Raw genomic sequence first — 24,608 nt, forward strand, 5'->3', positions numbered from 1 at the left:
ATGATCATCGACACCCATCTTCACCTCATCGATCGCTCGGCCCTGCGCTATCCTTGGCTCGCCGGCGTGCCGGCGCTCAACCGCGATTTCTCTTATGAAGACTACGCGACGGAGGCGCAGCGTGTCGGCGTCGAGCGCGTGCTGCATATGGAGGTCGATGTCGATCCGGCCGACATCGAAGCCGAGACGGCTCGTGTGGAAGGACTGTCACGGCAGCCCGGCAGCATGCTGGCCGGGGTGATCGCGTCCTGCCGTCCTGAGGAAGGAGACTTCGCGGCCTATCTCGAACGGCAGCGGGCAAACCCGTTCGTAAGGGGCTTTCGCCGCGTCCTTCATGTCGCGCCCGACGAGCTCTCGGAAGGTGCGGTGTTCCGCGACAGCATCAAGCGGCTTGGCGGCACCGGCCTGACCTTCGATCTCGTCGTGCTGCCGCACCAGATTCCCAAGGCTATCGTGCTTGCCGACCTGGCACCCGATGTGACGTTCGTGCTCGACCATTGCGGCGTGCCCGACATCAAGGGCAACAGGGAACATCCATGGCGCGAGCATATGAGCGAGATCGCCCGGCGCCCGAATGTCATGGCCAAGATTTCCGGTGTCGTCGCCTATGCCGATGCCGGCAGCTGGACGGTCGAGACGTTGCGGCCGTACGTCGAGCACACCATCAATTCATTCGGCTGGGACCGCGTCGTCTGGGGCAGCGACTGGCCGGTCTGCACGCTAGGCGGCGGCCTGTCGACCTGGGTGGCGGCGAGCCATGCATTGCTGTCAGGCTGCAGCATTGACGAGCGCGACAGGCTGTTGTCCGGCAATGCCCGCAAGCTGTGGCGGCTCGACTGACAAGTCCTTTCAGATGGTTGCCGAGACGTGCCGTTCGCGGCCATAGAGCGAAACCAGCAGCACGATGACGAAGCCGAGCGCGGCCTGCACCGCCGCGGGCTGGAAGCCGAGGCCGATGAGCAGCGTGTTGATCTCGGTCAGCACCAGCACGCCGGCGATCGTGCCGAGATAGCTGCCCCGACCGCCGACCAGTGCTGCGCCGCCGACAACGACCGCTGCGATGGTCTGGAACAGATAGGGCTGGCCGACATCGCCATAGGCCGAGCCGGTGAAGCCGAGCAGCAGCACGCCCGCGACAGCGGCGAAGAAGGCGCTTGCTGCATAGGTGATGACCCACATGCGAACCGGATCGATCAGCGCCAGCGGCGCCGCTCCCGGATTGCTGCCCAACGCATAGAGCCGGCGGCCATAGGGCGTCCGCTCCAGCACCAGCACGACCAGCGCCGCCAGCACGACCAGGCTTGGCACCAGCCACGGCACCGGCAGCGGGCCGGCCGATCCGCCGATCGAGACGAAGCTGGAAACCGCTTGTGGCGCGGAGCCTGACGGGAAGCCGGCTGTCCACAGCAGCACCAGCCCTTGCACGACCATGCCGATTCCGAGCGTGACGATGAGCGGCTGGATGTCGAGGCTGCGCGAGATCAGCCCGTTCAGCCCGCCGATGACGAGCGCCAGCGCGCCGACCAGGCCGCAGACGAGAAAAAAGTTCCAGCCATCGCCATAAAGCTGCGCCGCCACGACATTGGCAAAGCCGATGACGAAGGGGATCGAAAGGTCAATGCCGCCCATGATGACGACCAGCGTCTGGCCAATCGAGGCCACGGCGAGCAGCGAGGCGAGCACCAGCATGGCCCGTATCGCAAACGGCGCCGAGTAGCCGGGAATGAGAATTGTGCCGGCAAGGTGCAGAAGGGCGGCGACGCAGAAGGCGCCGACGACACGGGCGTTGGTTGTCGCGAAGAGGTTTTGGCGCAAAACCATGTCAGCGTCTCCCCATGGCAAGACGTTCCTGCAGCGCTGTCAGCATCACCGCCAGCACCAGGATCGCGCCGTAGGCGATCTGCAGCACGAAGGTCGAGACGTTGAACGTCGTCAGCACGCTCTGCAGCAGGAAGATGTCGATGGCGCCGACGGCGGCACCCGCCACGCCACCACGGCCGCCGGCCAGGCTGACGCCGCCGAGCGCTATGGCAGCGATGGCGATCAGCGTGTAGGTCGGCCCTATGTTGGGGTCGGCGGAGCCGATCAGCGCGGTCAGCATCAGCCCGGCGCATCCGCCGAGGATGCCGGTCATGACATAGGCGATGAAGCGCACGCGCGTGACATCGACACCGGCGGTGTAGGCGGCGCGGTCGTCGCTGCCGACCGCCATAAGCTGGTCGTAGTATGGTGTGCGCCGCACCAGCCACCAGGCAATGAACATCAGTGCCAGCGGCAGCATCGACAGCGGGCCGGACAGCGCCTTGAGCCAGGCCGGCGCTGGGCCGATCGGCGCCGGCAGGATTGTCAGCGTCACGCCGGTCAGGATCAGATAGGTGCCGAGCGTGGCGACGATCGGCTGAATGCGCACGATTGTCGCCAGGAAGCCGTTCGCCGCGCCCACCAGCGCGCCGACGAGCAACGCCGCCGGAACGAGCACCAAGGGCGACGAGATGCCGGTGCCGAGGAACAGCACCTGGATCGTCAAAGCGTTGACAAAGCCCATCAATGGCCCGACCGAGATGTCGATTCCGCCACGCCCGGCGAGGATGACAGGCGTTGAGGCGATGGCAGCACCGATCAAGGGCGCCGCCAATCCGACCAGCGCCCCCCAGGAACCCGGCTGGAACCGTCCCGGGCTGAGGATGAGATTGACCGCAAGCAGCACGACCAGCAGCACGACGGCGAAGCCGAAATTTCGTCCAAGGGACAGGAGGCGCGCAACAGGGCTCATGCCGCACGTCCGAACATGGCTGATATCACGCCGTCGGTGGTGAGCGCGTTGCCGGCGATCTCGGCCGCGACTTCATTCTCACGGAACACCAGCACGCGCTGGCACAGGAGAAGAATCTCCTCGATTTCGCTGGACAGGATGACGAGCCCCATGCCGTCGGCCGCCAGCCAGCGAAACACGTCGTAGAGAACATGCCGCGTCGCCACGTCGACGCCACGCGTCGGATCGTTGAGGAGCAGGATCGCGGGCTCCAGCGCCAAGGCCCGCGCCAGCAGCACCTTCTGCTGGTTGCCGCCCGACAAAGTGGTGATCGGCGCATCGGGCCGGGGTGCGGCGATTGACAGTTTTTCGCGGTAGATGTCGTAGCGCGCCTTGCGCGCCGCCGGGCTGATCAGGCCGAGCCGTGTGTCGCGCGACAGAGTCGAAACGGCGAAGTTGTCGAGCACCGACTGCGTCGGGAAAATGCCGTTGGCGCGTCGGTCGCGCGGCAAATAGGCGATGCCGCTGGCGACAGCCTTGCGAAACCCGGTGATCTTGCGGGACGCATCCGATGCACCGAGTTCGATCGAGCCGCCATGCGGCGGTTCCAGGCCAGCAAGCATCTTGAGAAACAGCTCCTGGCCATGACCATCGAGGCCGGCAAGCCCGACGATCTCACCCGGAGCGATTGCCTGCGTGATCGGGCTGGCGCCGGGCGCGATGACGAGTTCGCGAACGGCAAGACCACCAAATTCGAGAGCGGTGCGATCAGCCATGCGCAAGCTCCGCGGCGGTACGTGGCGCCATTGTCTTGAGAAGCTCAGCCGGCGTCGAAGCGCCGCGCTCTTCGGTGCGCACCACGCTGCCGCCCCGCAGGATCGAGATGCGATCCGAAAGCGACATCACCTCGTCCATGCGGTGGGTGATGAACAGGATCAGGCAGCCCTCGCCGGCAAGCGCACGCATCAACGAAAAAACGGATTCGCGATCGGCGAAGTCGAGCGCGGCGGTGACCTCGTCGAGGATCAGGATCTTTGGGTTGCGCACGATCGCGCGAGCAAGGACGACCAATTGCTGCGCGGCGAGCGGCAGCAGGCCGGCTGGCATGTCGAGAGGGACGTCGGTGACCGCGAAGCGCTTAAGCGCAGCTTTCGCCCGGTCACGGCGCTCGTTGCGGGGCACAGCGCGCCGGACCAGCCCGTCGAGGCCGAGCAGGATGTTGTCGGTCACGCTGCGATCCGGCGCGATCAGCACCTCCTGGAACACCGTGGCGAAGCCTTGCGCCTGGAAGGCCGAGGGGTTGGCGCCCGAGAACGGCTTGCCGTGCAGGAGGATCGCGCCGCTGTCCGGCTGGACGATGCCGGACAACAGCTTGACCATCGTGCTCTTGCCCGAACCGTTCTCGCCCAGGATGGTGTGGATGGTTCCCGCCCGAAACGCGATCGATGCGTCCGCGAGCGCGATCGTCTCGCCATAGCGTTTGGATATGGTTTTGACTTCAAGCATGTCGCATTTCGATGCTGGCAGGCCGGCTCCCCGAAAGGAGCCGGCCTGTTGAGAGATTAGCAGGCGTCACTTTGCACAGGCATCGGGCACCTTCGAATAGTCCCAGCCCTTGGTTGGCGCCGGGTTCGAGAAATAGGCGTCGAGCCATTCCTCCGGCATCGGATCTTTCGGCGGGATCGGGAAGATAGACACGGCGTCCGTCGTCATGCAGTCCTTGTACCAGGCACCGAGATCGGCGGTGTGGACAGGCGGGATCGGGATCAGCAGCGTGTTCAGCTTCGGCTTCTGCCCGTCGAGCATGCGCTCGCCGACGCGGAACAGCGTCTGCGCGGTCCAGTGCGGCAGCACCGCATGGCCTTCGAAGCGGTACTTGTCGGGGTTGGCCTTCCAGTAGCCCAGCGCATCGCCGGTGATCGAGCCGGTGATCAATGGTGCGGGCCGGCCGGCTTCTGCGAAGGCTTCGGCGACGACGCGGCTTTCGCTGCCTGTCGTCCACACTGCATCGATCGGCGCCGGGTTGGTGGCGATCGCCTGCAGCACCACGGTCTTGGTGACGTTGGCTGTCCAGTTGCCATTGACATTGCGCGAGATCTTCAGCTTCGGATTTTCAGTCAGCGCCTTGTCCGCGCCCTGGCGCTCCTGCACCACGATCGGGTGTCCGGCGATGCCTTCGACCAGAAGGATGCTGGCGCCGTCCGGCTGCGCCTTGCCGATCGCCGCCATCATGTCGTAGCCCCAGCGCGCATAGTTGGAATCGACATTGATGGCGTTCGGGCTGGTCACCGAACCGGCAGCGGTGATGAACGGAATGCCGGCTTTGGCGGCAGCGTCGATCGCATCATCGAGTGCCGTCGCCGAGCCCGGAATCGAGGTGATGATCGAGCACTTCTTGTCGATGAAGGCGCGGATCTGGTTGATCTGCTGGCTGGCGTCGTTGTTGGAATCAGACACCTCGAAGCTGGACACCGTTCCGTCGGCGATCAGCCCGTCGACGAGACGCTTCAATTCCTTGGTCACCGTGACCCGCCACGGATTGCCCTGGTAGGATTCCGAGTGGCACCATTTCCACGGTTTCGGCGGCGCTGTGAAATTGTCCCAGGCCGAAGGCAGCACCTTCTGCGGCGCGCCGTCATATTGCGCCTTGAGTTCGGTTGGCAGCCCGCCGATGACGCCTTGCACATCCTGCGCAAAGGCGGTCGTTGCAAGCGAGGCAAGCGCGGTTGCGGCCAGCAGGCCGCGGATCATTCCTGTCATCTCGTTCTCCTCCGTTCGGTTTGGTTCAGGCTCCTCCACCGGCAGCGCCGGACACCTGCACCGGGGAACTCTCCCGAAACAGGCGATTGAGATCGGCAACAACCTGTCGGGCTTGATGCCGGGAGGTCATGCCGGAAAGGATGCGTTCGGATGCTGCTTGCTGGAAAGTCATGTAGCCGTCGTGGCGCGGCCGCACCCATGCACCCTCCAGCGTCGCGCGCGTATCCCGATAGAAGTCGCCGGTCGCTTCATTGACAGCCTGGTCCTCCCAGGCCGCTGCATGGCCGGGCTGGCCGCCGGCGGCGGCATAGGCGCCACGCTGGACATCGCCGCTCGCGACCCAATAGGCGAAGTCGATCGCGGCATCCCTGGCTTTGGAAAAGGCTGATACGGCTATGCCGGTGCCGCCAAGCGCCGAACCGACCGGACCGCCGGAACCGATGACCGGAACATCGGCAAAGGCCAGCCGGTTCGCCCGAAAGCCAGCCGTCGCATAGGAAACGTAACCATAGATCAGTGGCGCGCAGACGAACCTGGAACCGGCCTCCGCCATACGTTCGGAGACGGCAATCGGGTCCATCTCGAAACACGCGGGATCGACCAGCGCTGCGATCTCGCGCATTGCCTCGAAGACTTGGCTACCGATCTCCACATCGATCAGACCGTGGGACGGATCGGTCGTACAGGCATGCCCGAGATTGCCGGCAAGCGTGTAGAACACCATCAACACGTGAGGCGGCCGCAGCGGCAGCAGCACGCGGCCTTGCCGGGCGAGATCGAGCACCTCGCTCCAGCGCGCCGGCGGCGCCGCGAGCGCATCCGGACGCCATGCCTGGACCTGGGTTGCCGCATCGATCGGGAAAGCCCATTGCCGTCCTTGCCAGTTGTAGCTCGGATAGGACTGGCCGATGCTGCCCGAGGCAAGGGCCGTGCGTTCCGCCTCGCGTCCGGCGACATCCAGCGGCTCCAGGCAGCCTTCGGCCGTGATCTGGCCGACATGCGGATGGTCGATGACGATGAGGTCATAGGCGCGCGCCAGCTCTTCGACCGGGAAGGATTCGAAGTCCTGCAGCGAGCGCTTGTCCCATTCGATGGCAATACCGGTCTTCTGCTGCCACAGCGCCGAGCAGGCGACCATCGGATCATAGCCACGCGGATGGCTCCAGGTCATGCCTTTGAGCTTGGGCGAACTCACAGGCCGAACTCCGCGCGGATGGCGGCACTGTGCTCGCCGATGCGGGGCGCCGCCCGATCGGCCTTGGCTCTTATGCCATCGACCCGGAGCGGCGAACTGGTGGTGAGGATCGAGACATCGTCCTCGCGCGTCACAGTCTGCAGCATGCCGAGGGAATGGAACCCTTCGCTCGCCAGCATCTCCGGCCAGGTCAGCACTTTGGCGCACCAGATGTCGGCCGGCTCGAGGATATCAAGCCACTCGTCGATCGTCTTGGTGGCGATCCGCTGTGCGATGATCGCCTTGATGTCGTCACGCGCGGTGAACCACGACGCAGGCTTGTCGCGATAGGGTGCGAGTTCGCTGAGCGACAGGAGATCGGCCAGCTTGGGAATCGGCGTCATGGCGATGGCGAGGTATCCGTCCTTGGCCGGGTAAACACCGTAAGGCGCCGACAGATAGGCATGCGCGCTGCGGAAGCTGGAGCGCCTGGGCAGCCGGCGGCCGTCATTGAGATGCGTCGTCAGCACCTCGAACTGGAAATCGACCAGCGCTTCCAGGAGACTGGTTTCGATATGGCTGCCCTGGCCGGTGATGCCGCGCCGCACGAGTGCGGCCAGAATGCCCTGCGCGCAGGCGGCACCGGCCAGCATGTCGCCGATGGCAAGACCGAACGGCACCGGCCCTTGGTCCTCATCGCCGTTCAGCCACATCACGCCGGAGCGCGCCTGCGCCAGCAGGTCTTGGCCGGGTCTCTTGACCCATGGTCCGTCTTCGCCATAGCCGCTGATCGAGGCATAGACCAGCCGCGGATTGATCTTGCGGACCGCCTCATAGTCCAAGCCGAGCCGCTCGATGACGCCCGGCCGGAAATTCTGGATCAGCACATCGGCCTTGGCCAGAAGGCCGCGCAACGCCTCGAGATCGGCCTCGTTCTTGAGGTCGATGGCAAGACTTTCCTTGGCCCGGTTGATGGCATGGAAGATGGTGGAATCGCCGCCGATCTCGGTATCGCTGAGATAGAGCCGGCGCGACAGGTCGCCGCCATCCGGACGCTCGATCTTGATGACGCGGGCGCCGAGATCGAGCAGCCTGAGTGAGCAATAGGGCCCGGACAGGAACTGGCTCATGTCGACGACGACGAGACCGGCGAGCGGCAATTCGGCTGCTGCCGGCATGCTATTTCTCCGTCTTGCCGACGAAGTCGGCCGGGTTGCGGTACTTCACCGTCTGCAGATGCTCGCAATAGAGAACCAACTCGCCTTCGCCCTTGAACACCTCGTAGCTGGCGCGGATCAGCCCCATTTCCTTGTAGCGGGGCTTCTTGTCGAGGTTGGAGCGGATCGAATAGATCGTGTCGCCAATGAAGACGGGTTTTATGAAGCGGAGCTTGTCGTAGCCATAGGAGAAGGCATTGACGCAGTTGGTGGCGACCAGCCCCAGGCCAGCCGAAAAGACGAAGGCGCCGGCGATCAGCCGCTTGCCGAAAATGCCTTCGTTCTCGGCAAACATCTGGTCCTGCACATAGGGGTGGATGTCGAGCACCAGCGTGTTGAACAAATGGCTGTCGCCTTCGGCCATTGTGCGCCGCAACGAGCGGATCTTCTGGCCGACGGGCCAGTCTTCGTAGAACCAGTTCTCGGCATTCCACACCGGCAGCGCGGCGTGATCTCCGGGCATGTTCTTGGGATGCGTCGAGGCGACGCCGACGGTAGGTGCGAAATCGTTCATGGTCGGCATCGCCAGACCTGCATGGGGCACGTCACAGCTATCGGAAAACGCATCAAGGCGTCGAAATACAAGACGTCTCCTCCCGTCAATCTTCTTTTGTAAATAGTATTTTCACATATGGGGTTGCGTTGCAAGCGTGAACAGGCGAAATTTTGGCTGCTCCCGCGCGCCAAAGCGCAGGCGGGTAGGGGAGGAAATCATGCGCGAGAATTGTCTGGTCTTTGTCGGCAGCCTGAACCGCGAGGCGCCGTATTTTCAGGGCGCTCGGGGCGTCGGCCTCAGCGTCTACAGCTTTGACGAGACGACGCTGGAAACACGAAAACTGGCCGAGACCAACGACGTCGACAATCCGACCTTCCTCTCGGTGACACCGGACGGCTCGCGGATCTACGCCAACTCGGAAGTGTTCACCTGGCGCGAGGGCACCGTCTCAGCTTACAGCTTCGATCGAGCTTCGGGGACGCTCATTTATCTGAACAAGCAACCGTCGCTCGGCAGCATAGCCGCCCACAACACCATCACCCGCGACGGGACAAAACTGCTGGTCGCCAATTACGGCATGGGCGAGGGCGGCCCGGATCGCGCGGTGGCTGTCTATGGCTTCGAAGAGAACGGCGCCTTGTCGGCGCCGCTCGCCAGCGTTTCGCATGAGGGCAGCGGCCCGAATGTGGCGCGGCAGGAACGCTCGCATGCACACAGCGTCACCGAAACCATCGGCGGGGGAACAGCCATCGTCGCCGACCTCGGCATCGACCGGCTGGTGTCTTACCGGATCGAGCGCGAGGGCAATCTGGCCAAGCTAACCGAATCCGCTTTGCCATCCGGCGCCGGTCCACGCCACCTCGCACTGCATCCGAACGGACGCTTCGTCTTCGTCATGAACGAACTGGATTCGACCATCGTGTCGATGACGCTGGATGAAGCCACCGGCAAGCTCTCGATCATCGACGCAAAGCCGGCGGTGCCGGCCGAGGCACGCGACAGCAACCACTGCGCCGATATCCAGATCTCACCGGATGGCCGTTTTGTCTACGGCTCCAACCGCGGCCATGACAGCGTCGTCATCATGGCGGTCGACCAGCAGACAGGATCGCTCAGCCTCGTCGGCTATGTCCCTTGCGGCGGCGCGACCCCGCGTAACCTGGCGCTGACGCCGTCAGGCGGCCATCTGTTTTCCGCCAACCAGAATGGCGACCGCATTTCGATCTTCGCCCGCGACGCCGACAGCGGCATACTGACCGACACCGGGCGCGCCATCGAGATCGGCACGCCGATGTGCGTCAAGATCGTGCGCTGAACGCCCACAACTGCGAAACCTCGGAAAAAATCGCCCGAGGCTCAAGCCTGTTGTATTGCCGAGAGCTTCCAGTTCGATCCATTCTCACGCACGAAAGTCCACAGCTCGGTCGTCTCTGTCGGATGACCATCGTCGCCCGCGACGATTTTGCCGCTGGCCCGTTCGCGCGTCACGTCACGAGATTCGTAGCGCAAGGCGGCCGTGGCGTAGTCGCGCTCATCCTCGCGCCAGCTTTCCGCGATGTCGGCCTGCAGCAAGGTGATATCAGTCACTTCGTTCCTGAGACCTTTCTGGGTATTGTCGGCCAACTCTTCCGACAGATAGGATACCATTTCGGGTGTAACCGCCCGGCGCAGAGCGACATGGTCTTCGCGCCCGAATGCTTCCTGGACATCGGTCAGCAGCTGCTGGAATGCGTCGAGATCCGTCTGGGCCAGCGTGATCTCCTCGGAGGCGGCGGCCGGAGAGCCTCCACCTGAACCGCCGCCGAAACCGGGAATTGTGAAGGAGCCTGCAGTCTGCTGCCCTGCCGTTGAGCGGTTCTCAAATCGCGAAGCCTGGGCATTGCCGGCACCGGCGAGCGCCGGCGCGGGGCCGCGCGCGGATTGCGAGCGGAAGAACCTGATGGCCAGCATGATCGCGCCACCGATCAGCAAGGCCTGAAGCAGGAAACCGAACATGCCGGCCAGGCCGCCGAAGCCCTGACCCAGAAGCAGGCCGAACAGGCCGCCGAGCAACAGGCCGCGCATCATCGTTCCACCGAAACCGCTCATGAAGCCGGGCCTCTGCAGGCCGGCCTGCGGCTGCCGGGCCGCGTTGTTCACACCGGTGTTGGGCGTCATCGACCGCTCGACCGGAGCGGCCGGTGCTGGGGCCGTCCTGGTCGGCGGTGCCGATTGGAACGTACGCATGCCACGACTGCCGAAACTGCCGCCACGACGGGCCTCGGCATGGTCCATCGCAACCATGGAGAATGCAAGGAACAGTCCTGCAAAGAGAGCTGCAAATCGGCTGGTGCGGGAAATCATCGGAGATGAACCTTTGTCGATGTGGTTTCGGAAGTTTCAGCAAGCGCCGGCCTGGATGTCGGGCGTCATGCGGTCAGTCGAACAACTCTTCGAAGAATGATTTCTTCCGCTTCGGATAGCGGTGACCGTGCGAGCGGGAATAATCGTCATCGCGGCTCTGGCCATGTTGTGGCTGGGAGAATGCTGCCGGCTGTGGCTGCGGTGCGGGCGCCGCTTCCCTGCCGGAACGCTCGATGATCTTGTCGAGTTCTCCTCGATCAAGCCAGACGCCGCGGCACTGCGGACAGTAATCGATTTCGATACCCTGGCGTTCGCTCATCACGAGCGCGACGCGGCAGGAGGGGCAAACCATACCGAGGAGGGAAGTAGATGTCATACGGGGCTCCAAACCGAAAGGAATGAGCCCGCTTGACCGAAAGAATGGAAACGGGCCCGTTAAAGCGGTCCGACATCACAATCGCCAAAAGCGACAGTCAGAGGGGCCCGGCCCGCACCGAACAGTTAGGGATGCAAAGCCGCGGCTTCAAGGTCGATATTGCCCTGCAAGAATGATTTGTTCGCCAGCGTTGCTCAGGCAGTCACCACGATTCAAATCGTCACTACGATCTTGCCGAACTGCTCGTTCGACTCCAGGTAGCGGTGCGCCTCGACGATTTGGTCGAACGCGAAGGTCCTGTCGATGAGCGGCCTCAGCGTTCCGTGCTCCAGACCTTCGACGATAAACGCCTTGGCGGCCTCGAGTTTCACAGGGTTGCCGGTGATCTCGTGGACGAGGTAGCCGCGCAGTGTCAGCGTCTTGCTCAGCACCGCTGGCAGCGGGAATGGCGTCGGCTCGCGGCTGAGACCGCCATATTCGATGAGGATGCCGCCACGCGACATGGCCGCTGTGAGTGGCTCGAAGATCGGGCCGCCGACCGCATCGAACACGACGCGCACGCCTTCAGGCCCTGCGATCTCATTCAGCCGTGCCGCCAAATCCTCCTCGGCCAAGGTGACGACTTCAGCCGCGCCGGCATCGAGCAGGGCCTGCCTCTTCGCCGATGTCCGCGTCACCGCAATCGCTGTTGCACCGACCCTGTTGGCGATCTGGATTGCCGCAAGCCCGACGCTGCTCGAGGCTGCGGTGATCACCACGTGGTCTCCGCTGTGCAGCCCGGCGATATCGATCAGCGCGCCATAGGCGGTGAGATACTGCATCCAGACGGCCGCTGCCGTCTGCCAGTCGAGCGACGGCGGATGCTTGACGACAAGTCCGGCGGGGTAGGTGGCAAACTCGCCATAGGCCGGCCAGCGGATCATCGATTGCGGCGGGATGACACTGACGCTGTCGCCCGGCGCGAAATCCTTCACGCCGACACCAATAGCCTCGATGACGCCCGCCGCTTCAAGACCAAGCCCCGAGGGGAGCGTCGGCGTCTCGATATAGGAAGCCGCGCGCAGCAGCGCTTCGGCGCGATTGAGGCCGAGTGCCTTGACCCGGATTTGAACTTCGCCCGAACCCGGTGGGGAAAGCGCGACATCCTCGATGCGCAGAACCTCGGGACCACCATGTTGGTGAAAGCGAACTACGCGTGTCATTCGGGATACTCCAAATCATCAGAACCGAATGAGCTATGCAGCCGGTCTTGTCGAGGATAAATGGCTGTAGGAGAAGAACAGTAGAAACCAGGTGTTCCGAATATGGATCGGCTTGAGAGCATGGCCGTGTTCGTCAAGGCGGTCGATCTCGGCTCGTTCGCGGCCGCGGCGGTCGCGCTCGACCTCTCCGGACCGATGGTCGGCAAGCATGTCCGGTTTATCGAGGAGCGGCTGGGCGTGCGGCTGCTCAACCGGACCACGCGACGGCAGAGCCTGACCGACTTCGGCCGCGCTTACTATGAACGCTGTCGGGTGGTGCTGGCCGAGGCCGAAGCCGCCGATGCGCTCGCCGCCGAACAGTTTTCGGAGCCACGTGGAAAACTGCGGGTCACCATGCCGGCGCATTTCGGGCGCCATTGCGTGACCCCCGTGTTGCTGAAGCTGGCTCGTCAATATCCGATGCTGGAACTCGACCTGTCGCTCACCGACCGCTTCGCGGATCTTGCCGAGGACGGCTACGATCTCGCCATCCGCACCGGCACTCTTGACGACAAGGCGGGGGTGATTGCGCGTCGCGTCGCACGTCAGGGCATGGTCGTCTGCGCGGCACCCTCTTATCTCAGAATTCATGGCGAGCCGCAGCGGATCGAGGATCTCGCCGACCATCAGGCGATTGTCTACCGCCGGCTCGGCCAGGTCGTTCAGCCGTGGTTGTTTGTGCGCGAGGGGCAACCCACGCTCGAGATCACGCCAACCGGACGGCTGCGGCTCGACGATCTCGATGCCATCGCTGACGCGGCCGCCGACGGCATGGGGCTGGCCTGGCTGCCCTGGTGGCTGGTACGCGACCGCATTCAGGCCGGCGCGCTGATGGCGCTGTTGCCGGACCAGCCGCGATATCTCTACGACTGCCACGCGCTTTGGCTGCAGACACCGCATCTGCCGCTGAAGGTGCGGCTGGCCGTCGATGCGCTGGCCGTCGCCTTGCCGAAATCGATGGCCTGATTGACAATCGCCGCCGCTCAGTTGAGATCGCGCCGATACTCCTTGACCTCGCTGCGGTCGACGATCCGCTCGTCTCGGTCATGGGCAGTGATGTGGGTCTCGATCCGCCAGACGTCGCGCAGCGCGCACACCGTCGCCGTCACTGAAAGGCGCGCCTGCCAGTCGCCGCGGCCATAGGATTTTTCCCAGGTGCAGGTGCCGACCGCCGAGGTCGGGTCGTCGGGGTGAATGGAGAACCGGTCGACATGCTTCGCTGAAAGGACGATTCCCGTATGCGGATGCCGCACCGTGCCGCCATCATTGACGACCTGGTAGACGGTCTCGCTGGTGACCTGGTCTGTCGAAACCGAGCGCTGAAAACCGTCGCCCTTGGCCAAAACCTCCTGTTCCATCGGCGCGGCGCTTTCCGGAGCCAGGAAGGCCCCCAGCGTGTCGTCCAGCTTCTGCGGCGCGCGCACCGGCAGGATCAGCCGGCTGTCGCCGCAATGGATCGACAGCGTCGCCTGCTCGGCGGTCGGAAAGACGATCGGCCAATGCGATGTCGCCAGTGCCAGCCGGATACGCTCGCCAGCCTCGAAACGCTGCCCGCAACAGCGCAGCTTGATGCGGACGGTCTCCGCCCGGCCCGGCACCATGGGTACGATGTCCAGATCATCGTTGCGATGGCTCAGATTGAGGATGCCGTAGCTGATGCGCGAGGCAGCACCTTCCGGGAACACTTGCGACAGCGTGGCGGACAGAAGCGCAACCGGCTTGTCGGAGGAGAGCTTGACCTCGAATTCGGGAAAACCGAGGATCTCGACCGCTTCGGTCAACGGCGCCGTCTCGAAGATCAGGGCATTGCCTTCTTCCGTGCGTTGGTCGACCGGCAAGGTAGGCATGAGGCCATAACCGCACCAGGCGCCGGACGACAGGCCGGCCGTCTGCGGCGATGAAATCTCCAGGATCGTGTCTTCGCCCCTGGCCTCGCTCAGCACATGCGGCGCAAGGTTCAGCACCTTTTCGCCGACCCCCGGCCCCGGCCAAGCCGGCTCGGCGACCCAGCGGCCGGGCCGCTCGTCATAGATCGCCGCCGGCCGTGCGGGATCTTGAATCCAGGCGCGCAGCATCGGCTCGTCGGCAATGCCGGTGTTTATGCCCTTGAGATATTGATCCCACCAGCGCAGGCACTCCTGCAGGAAGCCGATGCGAGGTCCTGGCATGGCGAAGTGCGGATATTTGTGGCCCCAGGGTCCAATCAGCCCTTTGCGGGGACCGCTTAGCTTTTCCAGCATCCGGAAGATCGGATTGGGGTAACCGTCGGCCCAGCCGCCGACGGCGTAGACCGGGATTTCGACATCGGAATAATCCTCGCAGATCGAACCGTGCTTGTAGAAATCGTCGCGGCGCTGGTGTTCAAACCAGTCCTGCATCCAGATGCCATTGCCATTCAGCCGTTGTTTCCAAAGATCGCGCCAGCGGTCGCCGACAATGAGCGGGTCGGGCGGGGTCATGGCGATGGCCCAGGCGGTGGTTCCCCACATCAGATTGTCGCACATCATCGCGCCGCCGAGATAATGCACGTCGTCGTTATAGCGGTCGTCGGTCGAGCACAGCGAAACGACGGCTTTCAGCGCCGGCGGCCGGCGGGCCGCGACCTGCAGCCCGTTGAAGCCGCCCCAGCTGATGCCGATCATGCCGACGCTTCCCGAGCACCAGGATTGCCTCGCCAGCCATTCGATGACCACCAGGCAGTCATCCTGCTCCTGTTTCAGATACTCACCCTTGCACAGTCCTTCGCTGTCGCCCGAGCCGCGCATGTCGACCCGCACGCCGGCATAGCCGTGACCGGCGAAATAGGGATGCGTCAGCGCATCGCGCTCCACCGTTCCGTCACGCTTGCGATAGGGCAAATATTCGAGGATCGCTGGCACGGGATCGCTCTCCGCGTCTTCCGGCAGCCAGACACGCGCCGCCAGCTTGACGCCATCCGGCATCGGAATCCACAAATTCTCGATCTCGCGGATTTTGCGCGGGAAATCGGTGACGATGCGGATATCTTGCATGGCGGCTCCTCTCAACGCCCCGGCCGACACTTGCGCCGGTGGCGATCCTTATGTGTTCAGCGGGAAATGGCAGGTTAGACGGCTGTCGCCGACCGAGGCCGGGACGGGGACATCCAGCGCGCAACGGCCCTCGGCCTGCGGGCAGCGTGTGTGAAACTCGCAGCCTGAGGGGCGCGCCAGCAAGGACGGAACGTCAGCCGGCAGCGTGATGCGCTGGTGCACCCGATCTGGATCGGGCTCGGGGTTGGCGGACAGAAGGGCCGCCGTATAGGGATGATGCGGGGCACGGAAGATCGCTTCGGTTTCGCCCTGCTCGACGAAGCGCCCGAGATACATCACCGCCATGCGGTCGGCGATCTGGCGCACGACATGCAGATTGTGGGTGATGATCAGCATCGACAGGCCCATGCGGTCGCGCAGGTCGTTGAGCAGGTTCAGCACCTCTCCCTGCACGGAGACGTCGAGGCCGGCGGTCGGCTCGTCGGCGACGACCAGCACCGGGTCCAGCGCGATCGCCCGCGCAACGCCGACGCGGCGCGCCTGGCCGCCGGATAGCTGGTGCGGGTAGCGGTCGGCTAAATCGCGCGGCAGCCCGACCAGCGCAAGAAGCCGTGTGACTTCAGCGTTGAGATCGCGATCCGACAAACCGTGGATGACGAAAGGCTCCGACAGCAGCGAGCGCACGCTGAGCCGCGGCGACAGCGATCCGACCGGATCCTGGAACATCATCGGCATGCGCCGCCGCACCGGTTTCATCGCGGCGTTGGACAGGCCTTGCAGTTCCTGTCCTTCGAACACGATCGTGCCTGCTTTCACCGGCTGAAGACCGTTGAGGGTGCGCGCCAGCGTCGTCTTGCCCGAGCCGGATTCGCCGACCAGCGCGAAGGTGCTGCCTCGTTGAAGCGTGAAGCTGACGCCGGAGACCGCTTCGATTTCGGTGGCCCGCCCCGCGAGCCTGGCGGACAGGCCGCCAACCCGGAACGAGACGCGCAGGTCGCTGACACGGAGCAGGTCTTCGTTCATGCGCCCATGGCCCCCAGTGGAACGTCCGAGTGCCAGCAATGGGCGATATGAGATCCGCCGACAGGGGCGCTGGGAGGCGTCGTCAGGCATTGGGCGTCGGCGCGATCGCAGCGCGGCTGGAAGACGCAGCCGCTTGGTCGGCGGCGCAGGTCCGGCAAGGTCCCGGCAATCGTCGGCAGCCGGGACACACGCTGCGACAGCCGGGCGGGATCGCAGGCCAGCAGCTTCTGCGTGTAGGGATGGCGGGCGTCGTGGAAGATCTCGCGGGTCGTGCCGCTTTCCACCACCTCGCCGGCATACATCACGATCATATCGTCGCAGAGTTCGGCGATCACGCCCAGATGATGCGAGATGAACAGCACCGAGCAGCCGATGTCGCGCTGCAGATCCTTGAGCAGTTCGATGGTGGCCACCTCCAGCGTCGCATCGAGCGCCGTGGTCGGCTCGTCGGCGATCAGCAGCGCTGGCTCCATCATCAGCGCCATGGCGATGGCGATGCGCTGCTTCATGCCGCCGGAGAATTCGTGCGGAAACTGCGTCAGCCGGCTTTCCGGATCGGGAATGCGAACCTTGCGCAGCATGGCGACCGAGCGCGCATCCTTGTCCCGCTTCGACAGACCCGAGCGATACTGGATGTCGCGCATCTGCCGCCCCACCGACAGCACCGGGTTGAGCGCACCCATCGGGTCCTGGAAAACGGTGGCGATCCTTTGCCCGCGCAGGCCGCGCATCGCGGTGGGGTCGAGCCGGGCAAGGTTCTTGTCGCCCTCGAAGATGATCTCGCCCGATAATATCTCGCCATTGTCGGCGAGCAGGCCGAGAATGGCGTTGATGAGCGTCGACTTCCCGCAGCCGGATTCGCCGACCACGCCAACGCTGCGGTTGGCCGGCACGGAAAAACTCACCTGCTTCAGCGCCTCCAGTCGCCCACTCTCGGTGTGGAAGGCGACGCTCAGATCCTTGATCGCGAGAACCGTCATGACCGCCCCTTCAGCCGGGGATCGAAGAGGTCGCGCAGCGTCTCGCCGAAGAAGGTGAAGCCGAGTGTGGTCAGCACGATGGGCAGGCCGCCGGCAATCACGATCCAGTAGGAATCGCGGATGTTGGCAAAGCCGTCATTGAGGATCGCGCCCCAGCTCGGCGTTGGCGGCCGCACGCCGAGCCCGAGGAAGCTCATGCCGGCCTCGATCGCCACCACCACGGGAATGTCCATCGATATCAGGATCAGGATCGGGCCGATGATGTTGGGCAGGATATGGACGCGCAGGATACGGCCGGCACTGGCGCCCATCGAGCGCGCCGCCATGACATGTTCGGCCGACTTCAGCACCAGCGTCTGCGTCCTGATGATGCGGGCATAGCCCGGCACATTGACCAGCATCACCACCAGCACCACCGCATAGAGCGAGGGGCCGAACAGGGTGACCAGCGTCAGCGCCAGCATGACGGTGGGAAAGCTCTTCACGGCGTCGAAGATCAGCAGCAGCACGTTGTCGAGCCAGCGCGGCCCATAGCCGGCGATCAGCCCCAGCACGACGCCGACAACCAGCGACACCGCTGTCGCGCCCAGCGCGATCAAAAGCGCGACGCGTCCGCCATAGAGCACCCGGGTGAGAAGATCGCGGCCGAGGTGGTCGGTGCCGAGCAGATGCAGCAGGCTCGGCGAAGCGAAGCGTTCGGCCGGCGATATCTTGCTCGGCGCATAGCTGGTCAGGAAGCTGGCGAAGACCGCCGACAGCACCACCACCGTCACCAGCGTCAGGCCGACGGCGCCCAGCGGCTCGCACATGATGCGGCGCGCGGTGCGCCATATCATGCCGAGACGGAAGCTGCGGAATGGCAGCTCAGTTGAAACCTGATCTGACACGGGGATCCAAGATACCGACGAGGATGTCGGCTGCTACGTTGACGAGGACGAAGAAGACCGTGGTGACCAGCACGGCTCCGGAGACGATGGGATAGTTGCGCACCGAGATCGCCTCATAGACCAGCTTGCCGATGCCGGGGCGGGCGAAGACGATTTCGGCGAAAACGGAAGACGACAGCATGTGGCCGATACCGACGCCGAGCAGGGTGATCGTTGGCAGCACGGCAATGCGCAGCGCATAGGTGTAGACGATCCTGTTTTCGGTCAGGCCGAAGGCGCGCGCCGTGCGGATATGGCTGGCCTCCAGCGTCTCCAGCATCGAGGCGCGCACCATGCGCGAGATGTAGCCGATCCAGCCAAGTCCGACCGCCAGCGACGGCAGGATGAGGTGCTGGAGCCGGCTGGTGAGGTCGCCCGGTTCGCCGGCGCCGATCGCCGGCAGCCATTGCAGTGCGACCGCGAACACCAGCAGCGAATAGATGGCGACGACGAAGGACGGCACCGCGATCATCGCCACCGAAAGAACCCCGATCACCTGATCGACAAAGCCGCCTCGGCGCACCGCGGCGATACAGCCAAGCGGGATGCCAAGCGCCACCGACCAGGTAATGCCGCCGACCACCAGCGCCAGCGTGAACGGAAGCTGCTCCATCACCACGTCCAGCACCGGCCGGTTCGACAGAACCTCGGTGCCCAGGTCACCGCGCAGGACCGATCCGTAGAAGTGCAGGAACTGCCGCCACACCGGCTGGTCGAGGCCCATGCGCACGCGCAGCGCCTCCATCATCTCCGGCGTCGCGCGTGGCCCCAGCGCGACGGAGGCCGGGTCGCCGGGAATGAGGTAGACCATGGCGAACATCATCATCATAGCGACGCTGATGATGATGGCGCCAAGCCACAGACGCTTGAGGGCGTAGCGGATCATTTTCGGTACCTGTCGGACGGTCTTTGGTGGGGGCGAGCCCCGCCCGCCGACATCATGCCGGTTTGAAGTCGGTGAACACGGGTTCGCCGTTCGGCTTCAGGCCGGCCACAAGCGTGTCTCGATTCATGATGCCGGTGACCTCATGCGTCAGGAAAACGTAGTTGCCGTTCTCCTCCATCAGGTCCTGCAGCTTCTTGTAGATGACATCGCGTTTCGCCGGGTCGAGCTCGACCATGCCTTCGGCATTGAGCTTGTCGAATTCCTCGCTGGAAAACCGCTCCCAGTTCCAGACGCCGATCTGGTCGCGGGTGAACCAGGCAGTCGCCCAGCTCGGATCCGGCTGCATGGAGAAGCGGCTGATGATCATCTGCAGCTTCTTCCAGTAGTCGCCTTCCTTGGCGCCAAGCGTCCAGAAGGTGCCGCTGTCGTTCTGCTTGATCTCCACATTGAGGCCGACATCCTGCAGGTTCGACTGCACGACCTGCGCCGCGGTCAGCCGCTCGGTCTTGTTGAGGATGTCGAGCGTGATCGTCGTGCCGGCCAATCCTTCCTTGGTGATCATGTCGCGGGCGCGGTCCGGGTCGAAATCGAAAAGGTTCTTCTCGCGATGGCCGGGCAAGCCGGGCGCGATGATGCCGGTGGCGGTTGCGGCGGCGCCGAAATAGGCAGCATCGACCACCGCCTTGCGGTCCACGGCGTACTGAACCGCGCGGCGCATGTTGGGATTGTTGAAGGGAGCGACATCCTGGTTCATGCCGAGCCAGACAAAGGCCAGCGAAGGCTTCTCCACCACTGTCGTCTTCGGCGGCGGCGTCTGCTTCAGGCGCGAGATCGAGGAGACCGCGGTCCAGGTGTAGTCGAGGTCGCCGGCCTCATAGCCGAGTTCGGCGGTCTTCTCGTCCTCGATCGGATGAATGTGGATTTCCGCGAAGGCGCCTTGCTCGTATTTCCAGTCGGGATTGCGGACCAGCACCGTGCGCTGCTTGGGCAGCCATTCCTTCAGGATGTAGGGGCCTGACTGAGCCACCGGCTTGACGCCCATCTTGCCACCGAGCTCGGTGATGGCGCGCTTTGACAGGATGGTGCCGGACGGCGTCGGCAAGGTCGACGTCCACAGCGGCGCGAAGGCTTGTTTCAGGTGGATCAGCCCCGACAGCTTGTCCTTGACCTCGACTTCCTTGAGCGTTGCCCAGTCGCCGGAATAGGGGCTCTTATTGGCTGGGTCGGCGATGCGTTCGATCGAAAACTTCACGTCTTCGGCCGTCATCTGGCCGTAGCCATCGGTGAAGCCGATATTGTCGCGCAGCTGGAAGGCGACGGTCAGCGGATCGAGCTGCTTGATCGTTTCCGCCGCCATCGGCCGCCAGCCCCAGCTGTCGCCAGGCGTGGTGACGACGAGGCCGGCGAAGATGACGCTGGTGATGTCGCCTTCAGGCGCCGCCAGCCGGAAGCAAGGGTCGAGCGTCTGGATGTCGGCGTAGGAGCGCACCTTGAGGATCGGCCCGTCGCTCGACCAGGAAACTTTTGGATTGACCATTGAGGCGAGGCCGAAAGCGCCGGCTCCGGCGAGCAGGCTGCGGCGCGAAACCCTGGTGTCGGCTAGAATGGACATGCTCTACCCCTCAGCTGTTTTCGTTGTCTTGTTTTCAGGCCGCAGGCCATTCTCCAAGCCGGGCCGAATGTGTCGGTCCGCTAAAACTGCTAATAATAGACATCTATGTCTAGCGAAAATTTTGCCGGCACGTCCGAATCTTGGATACGGACGATCTTGCGGAAAATCTCGACATCTGTTCCGACCGCCGCCGGCGCGTCGACTTGGGCAAGTCACGGGCGGAATGTGATCGCGCAGACGATATGGCCTGGCCCGCCATTCGGTGTGGCCTGGATCAAGAGTTGTAGCGGAGATAGGCCTCTCCGCCGCCGCTCACTTCCAGATTTCAGCCGCCAGGCGCATGAAATTGCCGCCCAGGACATCGCGCACGGTCTGCTCGGACTGGCCGCGGCGCAGAAGAACCTCGGTCAGTTCGCGCATCTGACCTGGAGCCGCGTAGGTCGTCGCCCCCTCCGGATATTCGCTCTTGGGCCAGAATTGCGGATTGTCGGAAATGATGCGGTCGATGCCTTTGACATCAACCGGAAAGGCGTAGTCCAGTCCGATGCCGACATGATTTGGGCCAGCCAGGTCGACGAGATATTCGATGTGGTCAGCCAGCCTGTCCGAGTCCGTGCGTCCCTCTCCTAGGAAACGATTGAGCCCGACGATCGCGACGATGCCGCCGGTGCGCGCGCAGGCTTTGATCTGCTCGTCGGTGATATTGCGGCCATGGCCGCACAAGGCCTTGGCGTTGGAGTGCGAGAAGATGACCGGCCGGTTGGAGTATTCCATCACCTCCATCGAGGTGCGATAGCCGGTATGGGTGACGTCGACGAACATGCCGAGACGGTTCATCTCGTCGATGACCTCGCGGCCGAACGCCGTCAGGCTGGTCTCGACATCGTGGCAACCGCCGCCGGCCAGATTGTTCCTGTTGTACGCAAACAGGATCTGGCGGACGCCCAGACGGTGATAGAACTCCACCATCTCGACGCGGCCGTCGAGCGCGTTCATGCCCTCGATGTCGAAGGTGATCGCCAGTTTGCCTTCAAGCTTGGCCTTGCGGATTTCCGCGACGGAGGAGACCAGCGTGTAGTGCTCGGGATTGGCAAGGATCCAGTGGCGGAAATTTGCGAGCGTCCGCACGGTCTGCTCCCAGGGCAACAGGTCGAAGCCGACATCGATCGACAGATAGTCGATGCCGGCGTCGCGCCAGATCTGCAGATTGTTCAGGTCCGCCGCCGGGTCCGGCATGAAGCCGGAATGCGCGTCCCATATGATTTCACTGTCGAAAATGGCCTGGGCGGCTGTCGAAACGCTCACTTTTTCCTCGCTCTCTCGGCGACACAACACAACGGAAAGCCGGATCAAGCGGCGTTCCGGACGTGTGATCCAGATGCAGTGCGCATCAAGTATCAGGCCACAGACACATGTGTCTAGACAGTCCGGGACGAGCCTGTATGGTCGCCGTCGCTGTATGTCGCTCCGACCGGAACATCGGCAAAAGGGAGAACAAAGATGAGTTCAAACGGAAGCCATGGCGGCAGCGATAGCAGGCATATCGCGGTGATTGGCGGCGGCATCATCGGCTGCAGCGCGGCTTTCCATCTGCTGCGGTCCGGCGTGCGCCGGGTGACGGTCATCGATGCCGGCCAGCCGGGTGCCGCAACCACAAGCGCCGGTGCTGGCTTCGTCTCCCATTGGTCCGCCGGCATGATCCCGCTCGGTGAAGAGGGCTTTCAGCTGCAGCAATATGGCCTCGATTTCTATCGCAGGCTGCACGAGGTCGGCGCCGAGATTGGTTATCGGCCGAACGGCACCTTGATCATGGCGCTGACCGAGGACGGGCGCGAACGCTTCGTCCGCCCGGTGCTGGATTCTCCCTATGCGCCGCCGGAAATGCAGGACCTGGATGCCGTGCAGATCGGGCAGAAGATGCAGGGCCTCATCGATCCGGCCCGGGTCCATTCGGCGGCCTACAATCCGCACGGCATCCAGCTCGACACCAAGCTGGCGATGGGGGTGCTGACCGGCCAGATCAGCGAGCTCGGCGGCGTCTTCCGCAGCAACACACGCGTGACTGCCGTCCATGATGCCGGCGACCGGGTGACGATCGAGACCGACCAGGGCGGCCTTGAGGCTGATGGCGTGATTGTTGCCGCCGGCGCCTGGAACAACCAGGTCCTGTCAGGCCTTGGCTGGCAGTTGCCGCTGCTGCGCGTCGTTGCAACGCGCATCGTCACCGACGACCGTGGGCTGCCATCGACCATTCCCACCGTCCAGTGCCGCGAATTGCGGCTGTGGCTGCGCGAGACATTCGGCGCCGTCATGTGGGGAACCGGCCGGCACTACAAACCTCTCTACAAGACGAACGACAGCGAAATCGAACCCGGCCAGCCGCACAATATCGGGCTGATGCAGGAAACCTCCGAGCAGGAGCTTGCCGAGTTGCAGACGGTGTTCCCGCCGCTGCGCGGTTCGAGGATCGCGAGCTGGGCGCAAGGCGTGCCGTGCTACACGCCCGACAACAACCTTATCGTCGGCAAAGTCCCCGGCAGCGACAATATCGTGGTCGTCGGTGGCGACAATGAGAGCGGCGTCACCCATGGGCCGGGTCTTGGCCGGCTCTCTTGCGAACTGGTTCTCGGGCAGACCCCGTTCGTTTCCGCCGAGCGGTTCCGTGTCGACCGCTACGCATCCGATGCTTTCAAGTCGGAAGCTGAAATCGAAGCCGCCATGCCGGTCTGGGGCGCGCGTCACGAGGCGTCGCGGTTTGGTCGCGAGGCCTGATCGTCAGCTGCCCCCGGCGCTTGCCTGCAAGCTGTCGCCGACGCTGCCGAGCAGCGCCTGCGCCACCGCCCTGACAACCGGGCCGGCGTTCTTCCTCATGACGATGTGGAAGGAGCCGGCGTGGCGCCGAGAGGTCTTGGTCAGCCGGACGAGCTGGCCGCGGCGCAGATGCTCGTCCGCAAATCCCGCCCAGGCGAGCGCCGCGCCGCGCCCGGCGATGGTTTCGTGTATCATCGACATGTAGCCGGTGAACCGAGGTCCGTCGAGTTTCCGGTCGGTTCCGACCCACGATTGCCAACTGTCGATCGCGCCCGGCGGCGTCACCTGATGCAGCAGCGGCACTGCCAGGAAAGCCTCAGGCTCTTCCGAGGCGAGCGCCGGATAACGCGCCAGGAACGCGGGCGCGCAAACCGGGAACCACTCACCCTCGAGCAGTTTTTCGGTCACGAATTCGGGCCATTGCCCGGCTTCGCCGAAACGGATCGACAATGCCACTTCAGGCTGGTCGAAATCCCTGTAGTCGGTGGATGTCTGCAGCAGCACGCGGCCATCGGCAACCTGCGATGTGATGAGGCCGAAGCGCGGCATCAGCCATGCCTGCGCGAAGTCGTGGCTGCAGCCGACCACGAATGTATCGCTGTCGTGCGCGGTCAAATCCTCGACCGCTTGCCTGATGGTGCCGAGACCCTCGCGGATCGCTTCGGCCAGCGTGTTGCCGGCCCCGGTGACGGCGACGCGGTTGCCTCTGCGCGTGAACAGCTCGACCGACAGCTGGCGCTCGAGATTGGCGACATGCCTGCTGACCGCCGATTGTGCGATGTTGAGCTCCTGTGCGGCCAGCGTCAGCCCGCCATGCCTGACGGCAGCCTCGAAGACGACCATGGCGTTCAGCAGGGGAAGCGATGTCTTGAGGGTTTTCACGATCCAAACCTGCTTTCATGCCTTTTCGATATGAAGGTCTATCATTTCTGTATTTGCTGCAAGCCTTTCCGCATCGCACACTCTATCGAAACGTCATTCGAACGCCAGCGAGCAGAAA

General features: G+C 64.0%; 23 protein-coding genes. 4 read left to right on the plus strand and 19 right to left on the minus strand.

Annotated elements, in window-relative coordinates; all coding sequences use genetic code 11:
• On the plus strand, positions 1–840 hold the full coding sequence (locus EN955_RS05950; protein ID WP_024502496.1) for an amidohydrolase: 840 nt from the start codon (positions 1–3) through the stop codon (positions 838–840).
• 9 nt (positions 841–849) lie between these two features.
• Here EN955_RS05950 and EN955_RS05955 read toward each other — a convergent pair whose 3' ends face one another.
• From EN955_RS05955 to EN955_RS05990, 8 genes are all read right to left on the minus strand, one after another.
• On the minus strand, positions 850–1,821 hold the full coding sequence (locus EN955_RS05955; RefSeq protein ID WP_013533021.1) for an ABC transporter permease: 972 nt from the start codon (positions 1,819–1,821) through the stop codon (positions 850–852).
• A 1-nt stretch (position 1,822) separates the two neighbouring features.
• Complete coding sequence (locus tag EN955_RS05960) at positions 1,823–2,773, minus strand: ABC transporter permease (RefSeq protein WP_024502497.1); 951 nt, start codon at positions 2,771–2,773, stop codon at positions 1,823–1,825.
• On the minus strand, positions 2,770–3,528 hold the full coding sequence (locus tag EN955_RS05965; RefSeq protein ID WP_024502498.1) for an ATP-binding cassette domain-containing protein: 759 nt from the start codon (positions 3,526–3,528) through the stop codon (positions 2,770–2,772). Before EN955_RS05965 ends, EN955_RS05960 begins: the two co-directional genes overlap by 4 nt.
• Positions 3,521–4,258, minus strand: coding sequence for an ATP-binding cassette domain-containing protein (locus tag EN955_RS05970; protein WP_013533018.1), 738 nt, complete (start codon positions 4,256–4,258; stop codon positions 3,521–3,523). The genes EN955_RS05965 and EN955_RS05970 overlap by 8 nt, the downstream gene beginning before the upstream one ends.
• Before the next feature lie 66 nt (positions 4,259–4,324).
• On the minus strand, positions 4,325–5,512 hold the full coding sequence (locus EN955_RS05975) for an ABC transporter substrate-binding protein (protein ID WP_024502499.1): 1,188 nt from the start codon (positions 5,510–5,512) through the stop codon (positions 4,325–4,327).
• Positions 5,513–5,537: 25 nt separating this feature from the next.
• A complete protein-coding gene (locus EN955_RS05980) occupies positions 5,538–6,707 on the minus strand; it encodes an extracellular solute-binding protein (RefSeq protein ID WP_024502500.1) in 1,170 nt (389 codons plus the stop codon).
• On the minus strand, positions 6,704–7,864 hold the full coding sequence (locus EN955_RS05985; protein ID WP_024502501.1) for a CaiB/BaiF CoA-transferase family protein: 1,161 nt from the start codon (positions 7,862–7,864) through the stop codon (positions 6,704–6,706). The genes EN955_RS05980 and EN955_RS05985 overlap by 4 nt, the downstream gene beginning before the upstream one ends.
• A 1-nt stretch (position 7,865) precedes the next feature.
• Positions 7,866–8,417, minus strand: a complete 552-nt coding sequence (locus EN955_RS05990; protein WP_013533014.1) for a MaoC family dehydratase — start codon at positions 8,415–8,417, stop codon at positions 7,866–7,868.
• A 199-nt stretch (positions 8,418–8,616) separates the two neighbouring features.
• On the opposite strand from EN955_RS05990, the gene EN955_RS05995 reads away from it, so the two are divergent.
• Positions 8,617–9,714: a lactonase family protein gene (locus tag EN955_RS05995; protein WP_024502502.1), complete on the plus strand. Its 1,098-nt coding sequence runs from the start codon at positions 8,617–8,619 to the stop codon at positions 9,712–9,714.
• Positions 9,715–9,755: 41 nt separating this feature from the next.
• Here EN955_RS05995 and EN955_RS06000 read toward each other — a convergent pair whose 3' ends face one another.
• The 3 genes from EN955_RS06000 to EN955_RS06010 all read right to left on the minus strand — a co-directional run bounded on the left by EN955_RS06000 (position 9,756) and on the right by EN955_RS06010 (position 12,320).
• Entirely contained in the window at positions 9,756–10,742 is a 987-nt protein-coding gene (locus EN955_RS06000) for a Tim44 domain-containing protein (protein WP_024502503.1), read from the minus strand.
• 73 nt (positions 10,743–10,815) lie between these two features.
• Positions 10,816–11,118 (minus strand): zf-TFIIB domain-containing protein, encoded by a 303-nt coding sequence (locus tag EN955_RS06005; protein ID WP_024502504.1) that lies wholly within the window; start codon positions 11,116–11,118, stop codon positions 10,816–10,818.
• A gap of 212 nt (positions 11,119–11,330) precedes the next feature.
• Positions 11,331–12,320, minus strand: a complete 990-nt coding sequence (locus tag EN955_RS06010) for a zinc-dependent alcohol dehydrogenase family protein (RefSeq protein ID WP_024502505.1) — start codon at positions 12,318–12,320, stop codon at positions 11,331–11,333.
• Between the two features lie 102 nt (positions 12,321–12,422).
• Here EN955_RS06010 and EN955_RS06015 point away from each other — a divergent pair, with 102 nt between their 5' ends.
• Positions 12,423–13,325, plus strand: coding sequence for a LysR family transcriptional regulator (locus tag EN955_RS06015; RefSeq protein WP_024502506.1), 903 nt, complete (start codon positions 12,423–12,425; stop codon positions 13,323–13,325).
• 17 nt (positions 13,326–13,342) lie between these two features.
• On the opposite strand, the gene EN955_RS06020 is transcribed toward EN955_RS06015, so the two are convergent.
• From EN955_RS06020 to EN955_RS06050, 7 genes are all read right to left on the minus strand, one after another.
• Positions 13,343–15,370, minus strand: a complete 2,028-nt coding sequence (locus tag EN955_RS06020) for a CocE/NonD family hydrolase (protein ID WP_050580436.1) — start codon at positions 15,368–15,370, stop codon at positions 13,343–13,345.
• Between the two features lie 48 nt (positions 15,371–15,418).
• A complete protein-coding gene (locus tag EN955_RS06025; protein ID WP_024502508.1) occupies positions 15,419–16,393 on the minus strand; it encodes an ABC transporter ATP-binding protein in 975 nt (324 codons plus the stop codon).
• On the minus strand, positions 16,390–17,373 hold the full coding sequence (locus EN955_RS06030; protein WP_024502509.1) for an ABC transporter ATP-binding protein: 984 nt from the start codon (positions 17,371–17,373) through the stop codon (positions 16,390–16,392). Before EN955_RS06030 ends, EN955_RS06025 begins: the two co-directional genes overlap by 4 nt.
• Positions 17,370–18,209, minus strand: coding sequence for an ABC transporter permease (locus EN955_RS06035; RefSeq protein ID WP_032898893.1), 840 nt, complete (start codon positions 18,207–18,209; stop codon positions 17,370–17,372). The genes EN955_RS06030 and EN955_RS06035 overlap by 4 nt, the downstream gene beginning before the upstream one ends.
• Positions 18,210–18,237: 28 nt before the next feature.
• Positions 18,238–19,185: an ABC transporter permease gene (locus tag EN955_RS06040; protein ID WP_024502511.1), complete on the minus strand. Its 948-nt coding sequence runs from the start codon at positions 19,183–19,185 to the stop codon at positions 18,238–18,240.
• Between the two features lie 52 nt (positions 19,186–19,237).
• Positions 19,238–20,797, minus strand: a complete 1,560-nt coding sequence (locus EN955_RS06045) for an ABC transporter substrate-binding protein (protein WP_024502512.1) — start codon at positions 20,795–20,797, stop codon at positions 19,238–19,240.
• A 312-nt stretch (positions 20,798–21,109) separates the two neighbouring features.
• Positions 21,110–22,102, minus strand: coding sequence for a membrane dipeptidase (locus EN955_RS06050; protein ID WP_081714235.1), 993 nt, complete (start codon positions 22,100–22,102; stop codon positions 21,110–21,112).
• A gap of 195 nt (positions 22,103–22,297) precedes the next feature.
• Between EN955_RS06050 and EN955_RS06055 the strand changes: the two genes are divergently transcribed.
• Positions 22,298–23,569 carry an FAD-binding oxidoreductase gene (locus tag EN955_RS06055; protein WP_024502514.1) on the plus strand — a complete coding sequence of 424 codons (1,272 nt, stop codon included), beginning with the start codon at positions 22,298–22,300 and terminating at the stop codon, positions 23,567–23,569.
• A 3-nt stretch (positions 23,570–23,572) separates the two neighbouring features.
• Here EN955_RS06055 and EN955_RS06060 read toward each other — a convergent pair whose 3' ends face one another.
• The gene (locus EN955_RS06060) at positions 23,573–24,490 is read right to left on the minus strand and encodes a LysR family transcriptional regulator (RefSeq protein WP_024502515.1); all 918 of its coding nucleotides are present in this window, start codon (positions 24,488–24,490) and stop codon (positions 23,573–23,575) included.
• Positions 24,491–24,608: the final 118 nt, after the last annotated feature.

Origin of the sequence: Mesorhizobium sp. M7A.F.Ca.CA.001.04.2.1 (assembly GCF_003998485.1) — a bacterium.
In the GTDB taxonomy this organism is placed as follows: Bacteria; Pseudomonadota; Alphaproteobacteria; order Rhizobiales; family Rhizobiaceae; genus Mesorhizobium; species Mesorhizobium ciceri.

Bases quoted from the DNA above. Each gene is read 5' to 3' on its own strand.
- EN955_RS05970 (WP_013533018.1), bottom strand. From the start codon at position 4,258: ATGCTTGAAGTCAAAACCATATCCAAACGCTATGGCGAGACGATCGCG.
- EN955_RS06015 (WP_024502506.1), top strand. From the start codon at position 12,423: ATGGATCGGCTTGAGAGCATGGCCGTGTTCGTCAAGGCGGTCGATCTC.
- EN955_RS05985 (WP_024502501.1), bottom strand. From the start codon at position 7,864: ATGCCGGCAGCAGCCGAATTGCCGCTCGCCGGTCTCGTCGTCGTCGAC.
- EN955_RS06000 (WP_024502503.1), bottom strand. From the start codon at position 10,742: ATGATTTCCCGCACCAGCCGATTTGCAGCTCTCTTTGCAGGACTGTTC.
- EN955_RS05955 (WP_013533021.1), bottom strand. From the start codon at position 1,821: ATGGTTTTGCGCCAAAACCTCTTCGCGACAACCAACGCCCGTGTCGTC.
- EN955_RS06030 (WP_024502509.1), bottom strand. From the start codon at position 17,373: ATGACGGTTCTCGCGATCAAGGATCTGAGCGTCGCCTTCCACACCGAG.
- EN955_RS06045 (WP_024502512.1), bottom strand. From the start codon at position 20,797: ATGTCCATTCTAGCCGACACCAGGGTTTCGCGCCGCAGCCTGCTCGCC.
- EN955_RS06040 (WP_024502511.1), bottom strand. From the start codon at position 19,185: ATGATCCGCTACGCCCTCAAGCGTCTGTGGCTTGGCGCCATCATCATC.
- EN955_RS05975 (WP_024502499.1), bottom strand. From the start codon at position 5,512: ATGACAGGAATGATCCGCGGCCTGCTGGCCGCAACCGCGCTTGCCTCG.
- EN955_RS06010 (WP_024502505.1), bottom strand. From the start codon at position 12,320: ATGACACGCGTAGTTCGCTTTCACCAACATGGTGGTCCCGAGGTTCTG.
- EN955_RS05990 (WP_013533014.1), bottom strand. From the start codon at position 8,417: ATGAACGATTTCGCACCTACCGTCGGCGTCGCCTCGACGCATCCCAAG.
- EN955_RS05995 (WP_024502502.1), top strand. From the start codon at position 8,617: ATGCGCGAGAATTGTCTGGTCTTTGTCGGCAGCCTGAACCGCGAGGCG.
- EN955_RS05965 (WP_024502498.1), bottom strand. From the start codon at position 3,528: ATGGCTGATCGCACCGCTCTCGAATTTGGTGGTCTTGCCGTTCGCGAA.
- EN955_RS06035 (WP_032898893.1), bottom strand. From the start codon at position 18,209: ATGATATGGCGCACCGCGCGCCGCATCATGTGCGAGCCGCTGGGCGCC.
- EN955_RS06020 (WP_050580436.1), bottom strand. From the start codon at position 15,370: ATGCAAGATATCCGCATCGTCACCGATTTCCCGCGCAAAATCCGCGAG.
- EN955_RS06005 (WP_024502504.1), bottom strand. From the start codon at position 11,118: ATGACATCTACTTCCCTCCTCGGTATGGTTTGCCCCTCCTGCCGCGTC.
- EN955_RS06055 (WP_024502514.1), top strand. From the start codon at position 22,298: ATGAGTTCAAACGGAAGCCATGGCGGCAGCGATAGCAGGCATATCGCG.
- EN955_RS05950 (WP_024502496.1), top strand. From the start codon at position 1: ATGATCATCGACACCCATCTTCACCTCATCGATCGCTCGGCCCTGCGC.
- EN955_RS05960 (WP_024502497.1), bottom strand. From the start codon at position 2,773: ATGAGCCCTGTTGCGCGCCTCCTGTCCCTTGGACGAAATTTCGGCTTC.
- EN955_RS06025 (WP_024502508.1), bottom strand. From the start codon at position 16,393: ATGAACGAAGACCTGCTCCGTGTCAGCGACCTGCGCGTCTCGTTCCGG.